This is a genomic window from Geodermatophilus sp. CPCC 205506 (assembly GCF_051383635.1).
Classification (GTDB): Bacteria; Actinomycetota; Actinomycetes; order Mycobacteriales; family Geodermatophilaceae; genus Geodermatophilus.
Genome location: NZ_JALPKP010000085.1, coordinates 1 through 14,181 on the forward strand (window position 1 = coordinate 1; position 14,181 = coordinate 14,181).

Here is a 14,181-nt window from a genome sequence, read left to right on the forward strand (position 1 = left end):
CCGGCTCGACCTGGCCTGACCCATCACCGAGTCAGGCACTTACACAGGCCAGCTGACACACCCCAAGCTGCCGCACGCCCTGGCCAGCGCCGGCCGGCGGCACCCTGACCATCGCGATCACCGACGCCGGTGGGGCGCTGCGGGCCACCACCACCCGCCGCGAGCTCGAGCGGATCGCCCGCCGCGGCTGCCCCACCCACGGCCACACCGGCTGCCGCTGTCCGGTGCTGGACCGGCCGCCACCGGTGGACCGCTACACCCCGTCGGACGCGCAACGCCGCTGGATCGAGACCCGGGACCGCACCTGCCGCCGCCACCCCGGCTGTGCCAACGCCGCCGGCTGGGCCGACCTGGACCACGTGATCCCGCACGCCCGCGGCGGGGCGACGTCGTGCGCGAACCTGAGCTGCCTGTGCCGCCGCCACCACCGGCTCAAGACCCACGCGCCGGGCTGGAGCTACGCGATCACCCCCGACGGGGTGCTGTCGGTGACCACCCCCAGCGGGGTCACCCGCACCACCCGACCACCCGGCCATCGACCGGAACCGAATCTGTCCCTCACCGGCAGCCGGGTCCTGGCCGCAGCACCACCCGAGCCACCGCCGGCACCCGACCCCGCCGACGACCCACCACCCTTCTGACGCCGCGGGTCGTCCGGAAACGGCAGTACGTCCGAGCGCGCAGGTAGAGGCCGGGGGAGGCGGGGTAGGGGCCGGGCATGACGGTGATCGGGTTCCACAACTCGCACGAGCAGGTGCACCCCGGCGAACTCCTGCGGGCCGTGCAGCACGCCGAGCAGGTGGGCTTCACGGCCGCCATGTGCTCCGACCACCTCACGCCGTGGAACCCGCGGCAGGGCCACTCCGGCTTCGCGTGGTCCTGGCTCGGCGCGGCGCTCGCCACGACGGGCCTGCCGTTCGGCGCGGTCAACGCCCCCGGCCAGCGCTACCACCCGGTGATCGTCGCCCAGGCGATCGCCACCCTCGGCGCCATGTTCCCCGGCCGGTTCTGGGTCGCCCTGGGCAGCGGCGAGGCGATGAACGAGCACGTCACCGGAGACAAGTGGCCGCGCAAGGAGCAGCGTGACGCCCGGCTGCGGGAGTGCGTCGACGTCATCCGGGCGCTGCTGGCGGGGGAGGAGGTCAGCCACGACGGGCTGGTCACCGTCGACCGCGCCCGCGTCTACACCCTGCCGGAGCAGCAGCCCGCCCTCATCGCCCCGGCGGTGAGCGTGGCCACCGCGCGCAGGGGCGCGGACTGGGCCGACGGCCTGGTCACGATCAACCAGCCGCACGACAAGCTGCGCGAGATGATCGCCGCCTACCGGGACGCCGGCGGCCAGGGCAAGCTCGTCCTCCAGGTCCACGTCAGCTGGGACCCCGACCCGGACCGCGCGCTGGCGCAGGCCCACGACCAGTGGCGCAGCAACGTCTTCCCCCCACCGCTGTGCTGGGACCTCGACAGCCCTGCGGCCTTCGAGCAGGCCAGCGCGCACGTGACCCCCGAGGCCGTCACCGGCGCCGTCCGCGTCTCCGCCGACCTCGGCCAGCACGCCGCCTGGATCGCCGAGTACGTCGAGCTCGGCTTCGACGACGTCTACCTGCACCAGGTCGGTGGCGACCAGATCGCCTTCCTCGACGCCTTCGGCGAGAAGGTCCTGCCGCGGCTCGACGTCACCACGCCCGGTCCGGCCGTGGCCGTCGACCCGCCGGGTCCCGCCGGGCCGCGCCGCCCGGCGCAGGAACCGCAGCCCGCCGGCATCGCCTGACCGGGCGGGGACGCCGCCGCATCCACCGGGGACGGGTGCGGCGAAGAAGAGATCGACACGGGAGACGGGGGGCGGCATGGACGAGGTGGACGACGTGGTCCGGCGGGTCAACGCTGGCGAGCCGATGTCGGCGCCGGACCTGCGCCGGGCGGCCGAGCTGCTCAACCGCCACACGGGGTGCGGCCGGCCGGATCTCGCCGCGGCCCGCGTGCGCGTGGCCGTCCTGCTGGAGCGGCTCGGCGAGTGAGCGCGCCCCGCCCAGGTCGCGACGGCGTGGACGTCGCCGTGCGCATGGTCACCGCGGACGACGCCCCCGCGCTGGCGCGCCTGCTGGCCGCCAACCGCGAGCACCTCGCCCCGTGGGATCCCGAGCGCCCTGCCGACTACGCCACCGAGGAGTACCAGCGCGCCGAGGCCGTCACGGCCCTCGACCGGTACCGGGAGGGCGCCGTCCTGCCCGGGGTGGTCCTGCTCGACGGGGAACCGGTCGGCCGCGTCACGGTGAACAACATCGTCCGTGGGCCGTTCCTCTCCGGCGTCCTCGGCTACTGGGTGGCCCGGCACGTCACCGGCCGCGGCGTGGCGAGCGCGGCTGTGGCGGCGATGGTGCGGCACGCGTTCGGCGAGGGCGGGCTGCACCGCCTCGAGGCCGGCACCCTCGTGCACAACCACGCCTCGCAGGCCGTGCTCCGGCACAACGGCTTCCAGCGGATCGGCCTCGCACCGCGCTACCTGCGCATCGCCGGGCGCTGGCAGGACCACGTCCTCTTCCAACTGGTGAACGACGCGGAGGTCGCACCGGCGGGCGATCTGCGGTAGGGACGGGGCACCCCAGGGAGAGGACCCCGCCATGCGCATCACCGACACGAGCGACCTCTGGTGGAAGACCGCCGTCGTCTACTGCCTGGACGTCGAGACCTACCTGGACTGGAACGGCGACGGCTGCGGCGACTTCGAGGGCCTGGCGCAGCGCATCGACCACCTCGCCGACCTCGGCGTCACGTGTGTGTGGCTCATGCCCTTCTACCCGACCGCCGAGCGCGACGACGGGTACGACATCACCGACTTCTACGGCGTCGACCCCCGGCTGGGCACCCACGGCGACCTGGTGGAGGTCATCCGGACGGCGCGCGACCGCGGCATGCGGGTGATCGCCGACCTGGTCGTCAACCACACCTCGATCCAGCACCCGTGGTTCCAGCGGGCCCGGCAGAGCCGGGACGACCCGTTCCACGACTTCTACGTCTGGCGGGACGACGAGCCGCCGGACACCTCCGACCAGGTGGTCTTCCCCGACCAGGAGGACAGCACCTGGACCTACAACGAGGCGACGGAGGAGTGGTACCAGCACCGCTTCTACAAGGAGCAGCCCGACCTGAACGTCAGCGAGCCGCGGGTCCGCGACGAGGTCGCCAAGATCATGGGCTTCTGGCTGCAGCTCGGGCTGTCGGGGTTCCGCGTCGACGCCGTCCCCTTCTTCCTCGAGGTGGAGCCGGACGACGCCGACGCCCTCCCCGACCCGCACCAGTACCTGCGCGCCCTGCGGCAGTTGCTGGGCCGGCGCACCGGTGACGGCATCCTGCTCGGCGAGGTGAACCTGCCGCACGAGCAGCAGCTGGAGTTCTTCGGCGGACCGGACGGCGACGAGCTGACGATGCTGTTCGACTTCATCGGCATGCAGGCTCTCTACCTGTCCCTCGCGCGGGCCGACGCCGAGCCGCTGCGCACCGCCCTCACCGAGCGCCCCGCCGTCTCACCGGACAGCCAGTGGGCCACCTTCGTCCGCAACCACGACGAGCTCACCCTCGACAAGCTGTCGGAGGACGAGCGCAAGGAGGTGTTCGCCGCCTTCGGCCCCGAGGAACGGATGCAGGTCTACGGCCGGGGGCTGCGCCGCCGGCTGCCGCCGATGCTGGACGGCGACCCGCGGCGGGTGCGGATGGTCTACAGCCTGCTGTTCTCCCTGCCGGGGACGCCGGTGCTCTTCTACGGCGAGGAGATCGGCATGGGCGAGGACCTCGACGCCGAGGGCCGGCTCGCCGTCCGGACGCCGATGCAGTGGACCGCCGAGGCCAACGGCGGCTTCTCCACCGCCGACCCCGACCGGCTGCCCGGCCCGGTGGTCGACGGCGGGTTCGCCCCGGAGTTCGTCAACGTCGCCGCCCAGCGGCACGACCCGGACTCGCTGCTGTCGTTCATGAAGCTGCTGATCCGCCGCTACCGGGAGTCCCCGGAGCTGGGCTGGGGGACGTACACGGTCCTCGACCAGCCGCACGCCGAGGTCCTGGCCCACCTCTGCAGCTGGGACGACGGCGCCCTGGTCGCCGTCCACAACCTCGGACCCGAGCCGCGGCAGGTGCCGGTCACCCTGGACGACTGCGGAGCCGAGCACCTGCTCGTGGACCTGCTGCAGGCCGGCCAGGAGGCCGTGGGGGAGGACGGCGGGGTGGAGCTGGCCCTCGAGGGCTACGGGCACCGCTGGCTGCGGGTGGTGGCCCCGGGCAGCCGCAGGCTGGTCTGATCGAGCAGCCCCCGGGCGGAGCACTCCTCCACCCGGACCTCGGCCGCGCCGACGACGGCCAGCGCGGCCACCAGGCCGGGGGGCGGGTCCAGCGGGTGCAGCGCCAGCCCCGCGTCGTCGTGGCCGGCCCAGCGCAGCACCCGCGGCGGCGCCCAGGGCGGTGAGACGACCAGCTGGTCCAGCGGCGTCGCCAGGCCCTCGCCGGTCGCCTTGACCAGGGCCTCCTTCCGGGTCCAGTAGGTGGTGAACGCCTCCGGGCGGGCCCGCAGCGGCTGGCGGGCCAGCTCCGCCTGCTCCTCCGGGGCGAGCGCCTGCCCGGCGATGCAGGTCAGCTCGTCCTCGTCGTAGAGCCCGACCTCCTCGACGTCGATCCCGACGAGGCCGTCCCGGCACACCGCGACGGCGACGCAGCCCGAGGAGTGGGAGACCGAGAAGTGCAGCTCCGGCGCCTCCGGCAGCCAGGGCCGGCCGTGCTGCCCGCCGCACCGTGCGCAGGTGCGGTCGATCCACAGCGCCGTGGGCGCGGCGGCGGCGTGCGCGCCCAGGACGAGGCGGACCACCGCGGTGGCCACCGTCGACCGGCGGCGGTCCGCGGCGCGCCGCAGCCTCGACCGCCGCAACCGGTCAGCGGGCGTCAGCAGGTCGTCGTGCTCCGGGCGGGCTTCCTCGGCCCGGGCCCACCACACCTGGGCGACGCCGGGCGCCAGCGGCGGGACCATCGCGTCCACGGGTCGGCACCGGTCATCCGTAACGGCGGAGCTCGGAGAAGAACCCGTCGACGGTTCGCAGGGAACCGCTGCGCAGGACCTCGTCGTAGACGAACTTGCCGACGGCGAGGTCGAGCACGCCGAGACCGAACGGCGAGAAGACGACCGTCCGGTCGGCCGGCACCGGCACCCGGCCGTCCATCACGTCGGCGAGGGTGCCGGCGAGGAAGTCCCGGTTGCCGGTGAGCTGTTCGGCCAGGTGCGGGGAGGTCTCGGCCTTGAGGCAGTGTTCCACGTCGTCGACGACGTTGGTGGCCGTCAGCAGCACCTCCGGCGCCAGGTCGCGCAGCGAGACGTGCAGGACGACCGGGGCGTGGTCGAACCAGGACACGTCGGTGACGTGCGGGCGGGCCGCGACCGTCGCGAACACCACCAGGTCGCTGCCGCGGACCAGCTGCTCGGGGTCGTCGTACACGGTGACCCGGCCGGGCGTGCCGGCGCGGTCGAGGTAGCCGCGGAAGCCGGCCGCGCTCTCGGGCGAGGTGTCGTACACGCCGATCTCGTCGAAGGACCAGCCGGTGCCGGCGAGGAACGTGTGCACGAAGCGGGCGATCAGCCCGACCCCGAAGAACCCGATCCGGGCCGGCCGGACACGCCCCCGGCTGAGCCAGTCCGCCGCCGACGCCGCCGAGGCGGCGGTGCGCGTGGCGCTGATGACCGAGGCCTCCAGGCACGCGAACGGATATCCGGTGTCGTGGTCGTTGAGCACCAGGACGGCGGAGGCGCGGGGGATCCCGGCCGACACGTTCTCCGGGAAGCTGGAGATCCACTTGATCCCGTCGACGCGGATCTCCCCGCCGATCGAGGCGGGCAGCGCGATGATCCGGGCGCTCGGGCGGTCGGGGAACCGCAGGAAGTACGAGGGCGGGTTCACCGAGGCCCCGGCGGCGTGCAGCCGGTAGGTGGCCTCCACCAGCTCCACCAGCTCCTTCTCGCGGCCCTCCAGCGCGGAGCTGACCTGCGCTCCGGGCACGACGGCGAACGCCGGCACGGTGGCGTGCGGGACGGTGGTCATCGGGGTGCTCCCTCCTCCGTCGGGGACCAGCCGAGCAGGCGCACCGGGTCGGCCAGCGCGACGACCACCTCGCGGGGGCCCTCGAAGGGCTCGCGGCTGTGCGCCGTCCGGACGTTGTCGACCAGCAGCAGGTCACCGGCCTGCCACGGCTCGCGGACGGTGGCGGACTCGTACACCGCGTTGATCTCCGCGACGACGTCCTCGCCGATGGGCTCCCCGTCGCCGTAGCGGGTGGTGAACGGCAGCCCGTCCTCGCCGTAGACGTCGACGAGGTACTCGCGCACCTCGGGGGCGAGGGTCCACTCGTTGAGGAACGCGATCTGGTTGAACCAGCACCGCACGCCGGTCACCGGGTGGCGGACGACGCCTCGCCGCCGCTGCCGGGTGCGCAGCGAGCCGTCCGGCTGCCAGTCGGTCTCGATGGCGTGCGCGCGGCAGTAGGCCTCCACCGCCTCGCGCTCGTCGGTGCCGAAGGCCTCGGCCAGCGAGGCGCCGATCTCGTCGTTGTAGCTGCGGACCAGCAGCCAGCCCTCCCGCTCGACGCGCTCGACCAGCCCGGCCGGCAGCGCGGCCAGCACCGTGGGGGCGTCCGCCAGCGCGGTCGCACCCCCGGTCGTGGGCGCGGTCAGGCAGGTGAACGCCAGCAGGCCGGGGACCTCGAGGGCGTAGCTGAGCTCGTGGTGCATGCACATGGGCTGGTTGGCCGGCCACGGCGTCGAGGAGTAGAGGCCGCCGGTGAGCGGCTGCCGGGGCGCGAAGGCCTCCAGCTCCACCTGCACGCGGTCGGTCAGCCGCGCCAGCACGGCGGCGGTGCCGTCGGCGTCGCGCAGGCCGAGGCCGCGAACGAGGACGGCGCCGCGCTCGACGACGACCGCGCGCAGCGCCTCGCGGTGCGCGGACGCCCAGCCCGAGGCGTTCCCGCCGGCCTCGGCCCGCAGCACCGCGACCGCCCCCTCGCGCAGGTCCAGGTCGAGCAGGGACAGGGTCGACATGGCGGTTCCTCCGGGTCGGGCTCAGGGGGTGGGCAGCAGCTCGGCGAGCTCGGCCAGGACCGGCACGCGGACGACGTCCTTCAGCGTCACGGCGCGGTCCAGCGCGATCGCCAGCTTCACCGCCGACAGGGACGTGCCGCCGAGGTCGAAGAAGGAGTCGTGCCGGCCGATCCGGTCGATCGGCACGCCGAGCACCTGGGCCCAGGCCGCGGCCAGCCGCTGCTCGGCCGGGGTGCGCGGAGCCGCGGGCCCGGCCGGTTCGGCCAGCTCCGCCAGCTCCCCGGCCAGCGCGGTCAGCGCCTTGCGGTCGGTCTTGCCGTTCGGGGTCAGCGGCAGGCTCGTCCGCCAGTGCAGGACCGACGGCACCATGTACGCCGGCAGGGACCGCGCCAGGTGCTCGCCGAGCTGGTCGGCATCCAGCGGGCGGGGGCCCGTGCAGAACGCCACGAGCCGACGGGTCTGGCCGCCTCCGCCCGCGACGACCACGGCGCCGTCCCGGACCCCGGGCGCCCGCAGCAGCGCGTTCTCGATCTCGCCGATCTCGATGCGGAAGCCGGCGATCTTGACCTGGTTGTCCCGGCGGCCGAGGAACTCCAGCTTCCCGTCCGGGCGCCAGCGGCCGTGGTCCCCGCTGCGGTACAGCCACTGCCCCTCGCGCAGCGGGTCGGGCAGGAACGCCGCACGGGTGCGGTCGGGGTCGTTGACGTAGCCGCGGCCCACGCACACCCCGGCGAAGACGATCTCGCCCGGGGCGCCCAGCGGCACCGGGGAGAGGTGCTCGTCGACGATCCGCACCTGCACGTTGGCGATCGGGGGGCCCAGCGGTACGCGGTCGCCGTCGGGCGCCCGGTGCATGACCTCGTGGTTGGTGTCGTCGGAGGTCTCGGTGAGCCCGTAGGCGTTGACCAGGGCGATGCCGGGCGCGGTGGCGAACCAGCGCTGCGCCAGCTCCCGCTTGAGCGCCTCCCCGGTGACCGAGACGCAGCGCAGGTCGGGGAGCTCGCGCGGGTGCGCCTCCAGGTAGGCGAGCACGACCTCGAGGTAGGACGGCACGACCTGCAGCACCGAGACCCGACCCTCGACGACCGTGTCGACGAACCGCTCGACGTCGAGGACCACGTCCTGCGGCACCAGCAGGGTGCGGCCGCCGACGAGGAGCGCGGACACCAGCTGCCACAGCGAGATGTCGAAGCACTGCGGCGCGGTCTGGGCGACCACCTGCCCCTCGCCGATCCCGAGGTCGTCGATCTTGGCGAACAGGTGGTTGAGCATCCCGGCGTGCTCGCACATGGCGCCCTTGGGCTGCCCGGTGGAGCCGGAGGTGAAGTAGACGTAGGCCAGCTGGTCCGGTGCGACCGCGATCCCGAGGTCGGTGTCCGCGTGCCCCTCCGCGCAGGCCGCGTCGACCCGCACCGACCGCACGCCGGGCAGCGACGCCAGCGCCTCGTCGAGGGCGGCGGTGCTGCCGGCCTCGGTCAGCACCAGCTCGCACCCGGCGCGGGTGAGGGTGGTGGCGATGCGGTCGGCGGGGAAGTGCGGCTCGATCGGCAGGTAGGCGCCCCCGGCCTTGGCGACGGCGAGGACGGCGGCCATCCAGTCCAGGTCGCGTTCGGTCACGACCGCGACCACGCCCTCCCGGCGCAGGCCCCGGGCCAGCAGGGCCCGGCCCAGCTGGTTGGCCCGCGCGTTCAGCTCGCGGTAGGTCCACCGCCGGTCCCCGAGCACGGCGGCGACGGCGTCGGGAGCCGCGGCCGCCCGGGCCTCGACCAGCTCGTGCCAGCGCCGGTCGGGCAGCTCGCGGGCGGGGCCGGCCAGCTCGTCGAGCTGGACGTCGAGCTCCTCGGCCGACAGCAGGCTCTGCCGCCCGTGCTCGGCGTCCGGGTCGGCGGCCAGCAGCTCCAGTGCGGTGCGGTGGTACCCCGCGATCCGGGCCGCGCAGCCGGCGTCGAGCGCGTCGGTCCGGACCCGCAGCCGCAGACCGCCGTCCACCGCCACCTGCAGCACGGCGTCGTCGACGGCACCCGCACCGGTCGGGTCGAAGACCGCCTCCGACGACGGCCCGGCGGTGCCGAGTTCCGCGAGCAGCGCGTCGACGGGGAAGTCCGCGTGCGCCAGCAGCTCCGACTCGGCCCGGTGCGCGTCGCGGACCAGCGCCCGCCAGCTGCCGGGGCCGGCGGACAGCCGGCAGGGCAGGGTCCGGCCGCCCGCGACGTACCGGGTGACGACGTCGGCCTCGCCGGACAGCGCGGCGAGCACCTTCGCGTGCACCGCCAGCAGCACCGTGCGCACCGGGACGCCCAGTTCGCCGGCCCGCCGGGCGACCGCCGCCTGCAGGTCGCCGGGCAGCGTCGCCCGGATCTCGGCGGAGCCCGGTACCGGAGCCGCCGTCCACCGGGGGAGCGCCGTCGAGCCGCCCTCGAGGAGCACGTCCCGCCAGTACGCGCGGCCGGTCTCCGTCGACAGCGTCATCGGTGCCTGCCCCTCTGCGTCGGGACGGCGGACGGCGATCGGCGGGGAGCCCGGTGGCGGTGCCGCGGGACCTGGACCGGGACCTGGACCGGGATCGGGGCCTCGCCGTCGCGCGGGGTGGGGAGCGCGGGCGTCGGGGCCGCCGCGAGCGCCGGGCGAGCGGTCTCCGGTCCCAGCTCCACGGCCGGGTTCCCGCCCCAGCGCGCCTCCGGCGGGACCTCCTCGCCCTTCATCAGGAAGGAGTCGGCCACGAGCTCCGCGCCGTCGCCGACCGTGGCGCCGTAGTGGACCCACGCGGAGATCCCGACCGTGACGCCGGCGCCGACGGTGATGCGGCCGGACTTGAAGGCGCCGTCCTCCTGCGAGTGGCACTGCAGCCACGCCCCACCGTTGAGCGTGGCGTCGTCCCCGATGGTGACCAGCGTGCGCTCCGGGATGTCGCAGCCGTCGTCGTACACCCGCCGGCCGATCCGGACGCCGAGCAGGCGCCACATCGGGCCCTTCAGCGGCGTGCCGTTGAGGATCTTGGGGCTCATCAGCAGCTTCCAGTAGCGCTCGTGCCACCAGAAGTACGGGTCGTAGATCGAGCAGAACTGCGGGGTCAGCGGGCGGAACCGCAGGTTGACCCACTCGACGATGGTGCCGAAGGAGAGGTTGAACGCGACCGTCGCCAGCGATGCGCCCGCGACCGCCGTGGTGGCGAAGTCGTGGTGGAGCTCGGTGGCGGACAGCCCGATGAGCGTGATGCCGGTGAACTGCAGCCACCCGACCAGCAGGAACACGCCGATGGTGCGCAGGTTGTACCGGTTCTTGGCGGCCAGGTGGCGGCTCAGGTCGTTCGTGATCGGGTCGAACTCCGCGTCCCGGTCGACCGTCCGTGGGATCTCGAAGGCGGGGGAGCCCAGCAGCCCGACGTCCTGCCGGACCGGTCCCTCGATCGGGATGAGGACCTTCGTGGCCAGCATGACGTTGTCGCCGGTCCGCGCCCGTGAGGGGTAGACGATCCCGTTGCCGAGGAAGCTGCGGGCCCCGATCGTCGCGCGGGAGACGCGGAACGACGTGCTGGAGTAGTCGGCGTTCATGACCGACAGCCCGTCGGCGACCATCGTCCCGCTGCCCACGGACACCAGGTACGGGGTCTCGTGCCGGACGCCGGTGCCGAAGTTGGAGCCGGTCTGCACGACCCGGCCGAGGTCGTAACCCAGGCCCCGCAGGTAGTGGACGATGTAGGAGCTGTCCCCGAAGAGGGTCCCGAACACCTTGACGTTGGTCAGCCGGGCGATCGTCCGGTGGATCGAGTAGTGGAAGCCGTACAGGGGGTAGACCTTGTCCGGCCGCATGACAACGTGCAGCAGGCGGGGCACCGTGACCACGAAGAGCAGGGCGAACACGATCCCGCCGAAGAACAGCGCGGTGGAGACCTCCAGCGTGGTGACGTAGAACGACACCTCCGCGAAGGCGTGCGGACCCGCCTCCAGCAGGGCCGCGATGTCGGGGAAGACGACGGTGAGCAGCGCCACGGCACCCAGGCTCAGCGGCAGGGTGACGAGGACGACGTTCAGCAGCGACACGACGGAGTACACGATCCGGCGCAGGGCGCCGCACCGGGCCGGCTCCACCAGCCGGTAGTCCACGTCGGTCCGCTGCGCCGGGGACCCGTGCCACCGCTCGCCGTCGGGCACCGCCTGCCCGCGGTGCAGGGAGGAGCGGTGGCCGAGCTGGGCGCCGTCGCCCACGCCGGTGTCGATGTCGAGCACCGCGGCGTCGCCGATGACGGCGCCGGCCCCGATGGTGACCGTGCCGGTCTCGATGACGCCGGCCTGGGCCCGGTAGCAGGTGAAGACCACGTCCCGGCGGATCACCGTGCCGGCGCCGACGGTCAGCAGGTCGGGGGCGGCGGGGATCTGCTTGCTCATGATCACGACGCCGGGCCCGATCCGTGCGCCGAGCGCCCGCAGGTAGAGGGCGTGCAGCGGGGAGCCGACGAAGAACAGGACCAGCGGGTTGGCCCGCACCAGCGTCTTGACCGTCCAGAAGCGGACGTAGGCCAGGCTCCAGATGCGGATCTGCTGGGGCCTGGTGCGGCCGACGAGCACCCACTTGGCGAGGATCGGCAGGAGGCACATGCCGAGGAAGGTGCCGCCGGCGACCACGACCGACCGCAGGTAGTCGTCGAGCAGGCCCCCGCCCTCGGAGATCCAGTCGAAGCCCACCATGACCACGTACGAGGTCAGGAACGTGTACCCGAGGAAGACCAGGACCTGCAGCGCCCCGCAGAGCAGGTACTCCGTCGTGGTCGCCCGGCGCGCGACCGGCGCCGCGGAGGGGAGCGGCGCCGCTGCGGCCGGGACCTCCGCCGGGGTCGTCGGGACGAGCGCGCCGGCCAGCTCGCGGATGGTGGGGTGCTGGTAGACGTCCTTGATCGAGACCGACGGCAGATCGGCCCGCTTGCGGACCCGCGCGCAGAACTGGGCCATCACCAGCGAGTCGGCGCCGAGGTCGTCGAAGAAGTGGCTGTCGGCGGTCACCGGTCCGCCGACGACCTCGGCCAGCACGTCGGCGAGGGCCTGCTGGGTGGGCGACGGCGCGGGGGCCAGCGCCGCGGCGAGCAGCGCGACGGTGGGGTGCTGGTAGACGTCCTTGATCGAGACCGGGGGCAGCTCGGGGTCCTTGCGGACCCGCGCGCAGAACCGGGCCATCACCAGCGAGTCGGCGCCCAGGTCGTCGAAGAACTGGCTGTCGGGGGGCACCGGCGCGCCCTCCAGCACCCCGGACAGCACCCCGGCCAGCCGGTCGGCGAGCGACCGGTCGGCGGCCACCGGCCCGGCGGGCTCCGGGACGGCGGGCGCGGCAGCCGGGGCCAGCGCCGCGGCGAGCCGCCCGACGGTCGGGTACTGGTAGACGTCCTTGATCGAGACCGACGGCAGATCGGCCCGCTTGCGCACGCGGGCGCAGAAGCGGGTCATCAGCATCGAGTCGGCACCGAGGTCGGCGAAGAAGTCGCCGTCCGGTGGCACGTGCTCGACCTCCAGCACCTCGGCCAGCACCTCGGCCAGCCGGTCGGCGAGCGGCGACGCCGCCGCCGCGGGACGTGCCCCCTGCGCGGGGACGGACTCCGTCAGGTCGGTGGGCTCGACCGTTCTCCCCAGCACGTGGACTCCTCGGGCGCGGCGCAGGTCAGGGGATGAGGGAGCCGTTGACGGCACCGTGCGCCCGGTCGTCCTCGGGGGGCCGCGGCTGGGGGACGGCGCGAGCCGGCACGGCGCCGCCGCCGTCGGCCAGCACGTCCTCGCCGTAGAGGTCCCGCAGCCAGTTGGTCTGGTAGATCGTGTCGAGGTACCGCTCGCCGAGGTCGGGCCCGATGGCGACCGCGGTGAGGTGCTCCCCGCTGTGCTCCGACAGCCAGCGCAGCGCGCCGCTGACCACCGTCCCGGTCGAGCCGCCGAACAGGAATCCGCGCCGGGCGAGGCGGTGGCAGGCCCGGATGGCGTCGGCCTCCTCGACCCACACCACGTCGTCGACGTAGGAGCGGTCGAGCAGTGGCGGGTGGACGCTCATGCCCAGGCCCGGGATCATCCGCCGGGCGGGCGGAGCGCCGAAGGAGACCGATCCCACGGCGTCCACCGCGACCACGCGGACGGGCCGGCGCCACTCGGCGAAGAACCGCGCGCAGCCCATCAGGGTGCCGGTCGTGCCGGCCCCCACGAAGAGGACGTCGAGCATCGGGAACTGCCGCGTGATGGCCGGTGCGGTCGTGCGGAAGTGCGCCTGCCAGTTGCCGTCGTTCGTGTACTGGTTCAGCCACACGTACCGGGAGTCCGAGTCGCACAGGGCGCGGACGTAGTCCAGCCGGGCCCCGAGGAAGCCGCCGACCGGGTGCGGCTCGGTGATCACGTGCACCTCGCTGCCCAGCGCCTCCATCAGCAGCCGGGTCGGCAGGTTGCACCGCTGGTCGGTGACGCACAGGAACCGGTAGCCCTTGCTGGCCGCGATCATGCTCAGCGCCACGCCCAGGTTCCCGGACGAGGACTCGACGAGGATCGAGTCGGGGCACAGCAGGCCGTTCCGCTCGGCGGCCTCGACCATCTCGGTCGCGGCCTTGACCTTGATCGACCCGGCGAAGTTGAAGCCCTCGCACTTCAGGAACAGCGACTGGTCGAAGATCGGCTGGAGATCGACGTACAGATCGTCCTCGTTGAAGTCCTGCGGAACGGAGATCACGGTCACGACGGTCTCCTCGACTCGGAGGCGGGTACGTGGCGCCGTTCTCGATTCCCCCACGTACCGGAACGGCTCCGTTGCCGCTCGCCTCGCGCCGGTCCTGCCGGCGGGAGCAGCGTCCAATACGGGTGGGAATGGTCTCCATAGGACCTTCGGGCTAGTACCGCTGGTACCGGCCGTGTCGGCCGGGGCCGGTGGTCGACACGGCGACGTGTCGACACGTCCCGGGGCCCTCCCGGGCCGCGTCGGCAGCGCCGCATAGCGTGGGCCCGATGACCGAGGCCCCGCGCACCCCGAACCCGTCGACCGCCGAGCTGCCCGCCGTCCCCGCCGGGGCCACGGCGGCGCAGCCCGCGCCCGCCCAGCCCGCACCCGAGCAGCCCGCGCCCGCTCAGCCCGGGCCCGCACAGCCCGGGCCCGCGGCCACC

At 74.0% G+C, this 14,181-nt stretch carries 11 protein-coding genes; 5 read left to right on the top strand and 6 right to left on the bottom strand.

Annotated features, from left to right (window positions below; translation table 11 throughout):
• Positions 1–245 precede the first annotated feature (245 nt).
• The 5 genes from MY520_RS26990 (at position 246) to MY520_RS27010 (ending at position 4,289) form a co-directional block, all read left to right on the top strand.
• Entirely contained in the window at positions 246–641 is a 396-nt protein-coding gene (locus MY520_RS26990) for an HNH endonuclease signature motif containing protein (protein ID WP_436695782.1), read from the top strand.
• A 77-nt stretch (positions 642–718) separates the two neighbouring features.
• Positions 719–1,768, top strand: a complete 1,050-nt coding sequence (locus MY520_RS26995) for a TIGR03885 family FMN-dependent LLM class oxidoreductase (protein ID WP_436695783.1) — start codon at positions 719–721, stop codon at positions 1,766–1,768.
• A 76-nt stretch (positions 1,769–1,844) separates the two neighbouring features.
• A complete protein-coding gene (locus tag MY520_RS27000; protein WP_436695784.1) occupies positions 1,845–2,015 on the top strand; it encodes a hypothetical protein in 171 nt (56 codons plus the stop codon).
• A 26-nt stretch (positions 2,016–2,041) separates the two neighbouring features.
• A complete protein-coding gene (locus tag MY520_RS27005; RefSeq protein WP_436695785.1) occupies positions 2,042–2,587 on the top strand; it encodes a GNAT family N-acetyltransferase in 546 nt (181 codons plus the stop codon).
• Positions 2,588–2,618: 31 nt separating this feature from the next.
• Positions 2,619–4,289: an alpha-amylase family protein gene (locus tag MY520_RS27010; protein WP_436695786.1), complete on the top strand. Its 1,671-nt coding sequence runs from the start codon at positions 2,619–2,621 to the stop codon at positions 4,287–4,289.
• On the opposite strand, the gene MY520_RS27015 is transcribed toward MY520_RS27010, so the two are convergent.
• Genes MY520_RS27015 through sbnA form a run of 6 tightly spaced genes read right to left on the bottom strand, consistent with a single transcriptional unit; the run spans position 4,235 to position 13,759 of the window.
• On the bottom strand, positions 4,235–5,008 hold the full coding sequence (locus tag MY520_RS27015) for a 4'-phosphopantetheinyl transferase family protein (protein ID WP_436695792.1): 774 nt from the start codon (positions 5,006–5,008) through the stop codon (positions 4,235–4,237). The two genes, MY520_RS27010 and MY520_RS27015, sit on opposite strands and share 55 nt — an antisense overlap.
• Before the next feature lie 22 nt (positions 5,009–5,030).
• Positions 5,031–6,071: a 2,3-diaminopropionate biosynthesis protein SbnB gene (gene sbnB, locus MY520_RS27020; protein WP_436695787.1), complete on the bottom strand. Its 1,041-nt coding sequence runs from the start codon at positions 6,069–6,071 to the stop codon at positions 5,031–5,033.
• The gene (locus MY520_RS27025) at positions 6,068–7,063 is read right to left on the bottom strand and encodes a TauD/TfdA family dioxygenase (RefSeq protein ID WP_436695788.1); all 996 of its coding nucleotides are present in this window, start codon (positions 7,061–7,063) and stop codon (positions 6,068–6,070) included. The genes sbnB and MY520_RS27025 overlap by 4 nt, the downstream gene beginning before the upstream one ends.
• Positions 7,064–7,084: 21 nt before the next feature.
• Positions 7,085–9,532: a non-ribosomal peptide synthetase gene (locus tag MY520_RS27030; protein WP_436695789.1), complete on the bottom strand. Its 2,448-nt coding sequence runs from the start codon at positions 9,530–9,532 to the stop codon at positions 7,085–7,087.
• Positions 9,529–12,684 (bottom strand): Pls/PosA family non-ribosomal peptide synthetase, encoded by a 3,156-nt coding sequence (locus tag MY520_RS27035; RefSeq protein ID WP_436695790.1) that lies wholly within the window; start codon positions 12,682–12,684, stop codon positions 9,529–9,531. The genes MY520_RS27030 and MY520_RS27035 overlap by 4 nt, the downstream gene beginning before the upstream one ends.
• A 25-nt stretch (positions 12,685–12,709) precedes the next feature.
• On the bottom strand, positions 12,710–13,759 hold the full coding sequence (gene sbnA / locus MY520_RS27040; RefSeq protein ID WP_436695791.1) for a 2,3-diaminopropionate biosynthesis protein SbnA: 1,050 nt from the start codon (positions 13,757–13,759) through the stop codon (positions 12,710–12,712).
• Positions 13,760–14,181 lie beyond the last annotated feature (422 nt).

What these genes read in the sequence shown, in the direction of transcription:
- MY520_RS26995 (WP_436695783.1), top strand. Translation starts at nt 719, where the DNA reads ATGACGGTGATCGGGTTCCACAACTCGCACGAGCAGGTGCACCCCGGC.
- MY520_RS27030 (WP_436695789.1), bottom strand. Translation starts at nt 9,532, where the DNA reads ATGACGCTGTCGACGGAGACCGGCCGCGCGTACTGGCGGGACGTGCTC.
- MY520_RS27010 (WP_436695786.1), top strand. Translation starts at nt 2,619, where the DNA reads ATGCGCATCACCGACACGAGCGACCTCTGGTGGAAGACCGCCGTCGTC.
- MY520_RS27000 (WP_436695784.1), top strand. Translation starts at nt 1,845, where the DNA reads ATGGACGAGGTGGACGACGTGGTCCGGCGGGTCAACGCTGGCGAGCCG.
- MY520_RS27015 (WP_436695792.1), bottom strand. Translation starts at nt 5,008, where the DNA reads ATGGTCCCGCCGCTGGCGCCCGGCGTCGCCCAGGTGTGGTGGGCCCGG.
- MY520_RS27025 (WP_436695788.1), bottom strand. Translation starts at nt 7,063, where the DNA reads ATGTCGACCCTGTCCCTGCTCGACCTGGACCTGCGCGAGGGGGCGGTC.
- sbnB (WP_436695787.1), bottom strand. Translation starts at nt 6,071, where the DNA reads ATGACCACCGTCCCGCACGCCACCGTGCCGGCGTTCGCCGTCGTGCCC.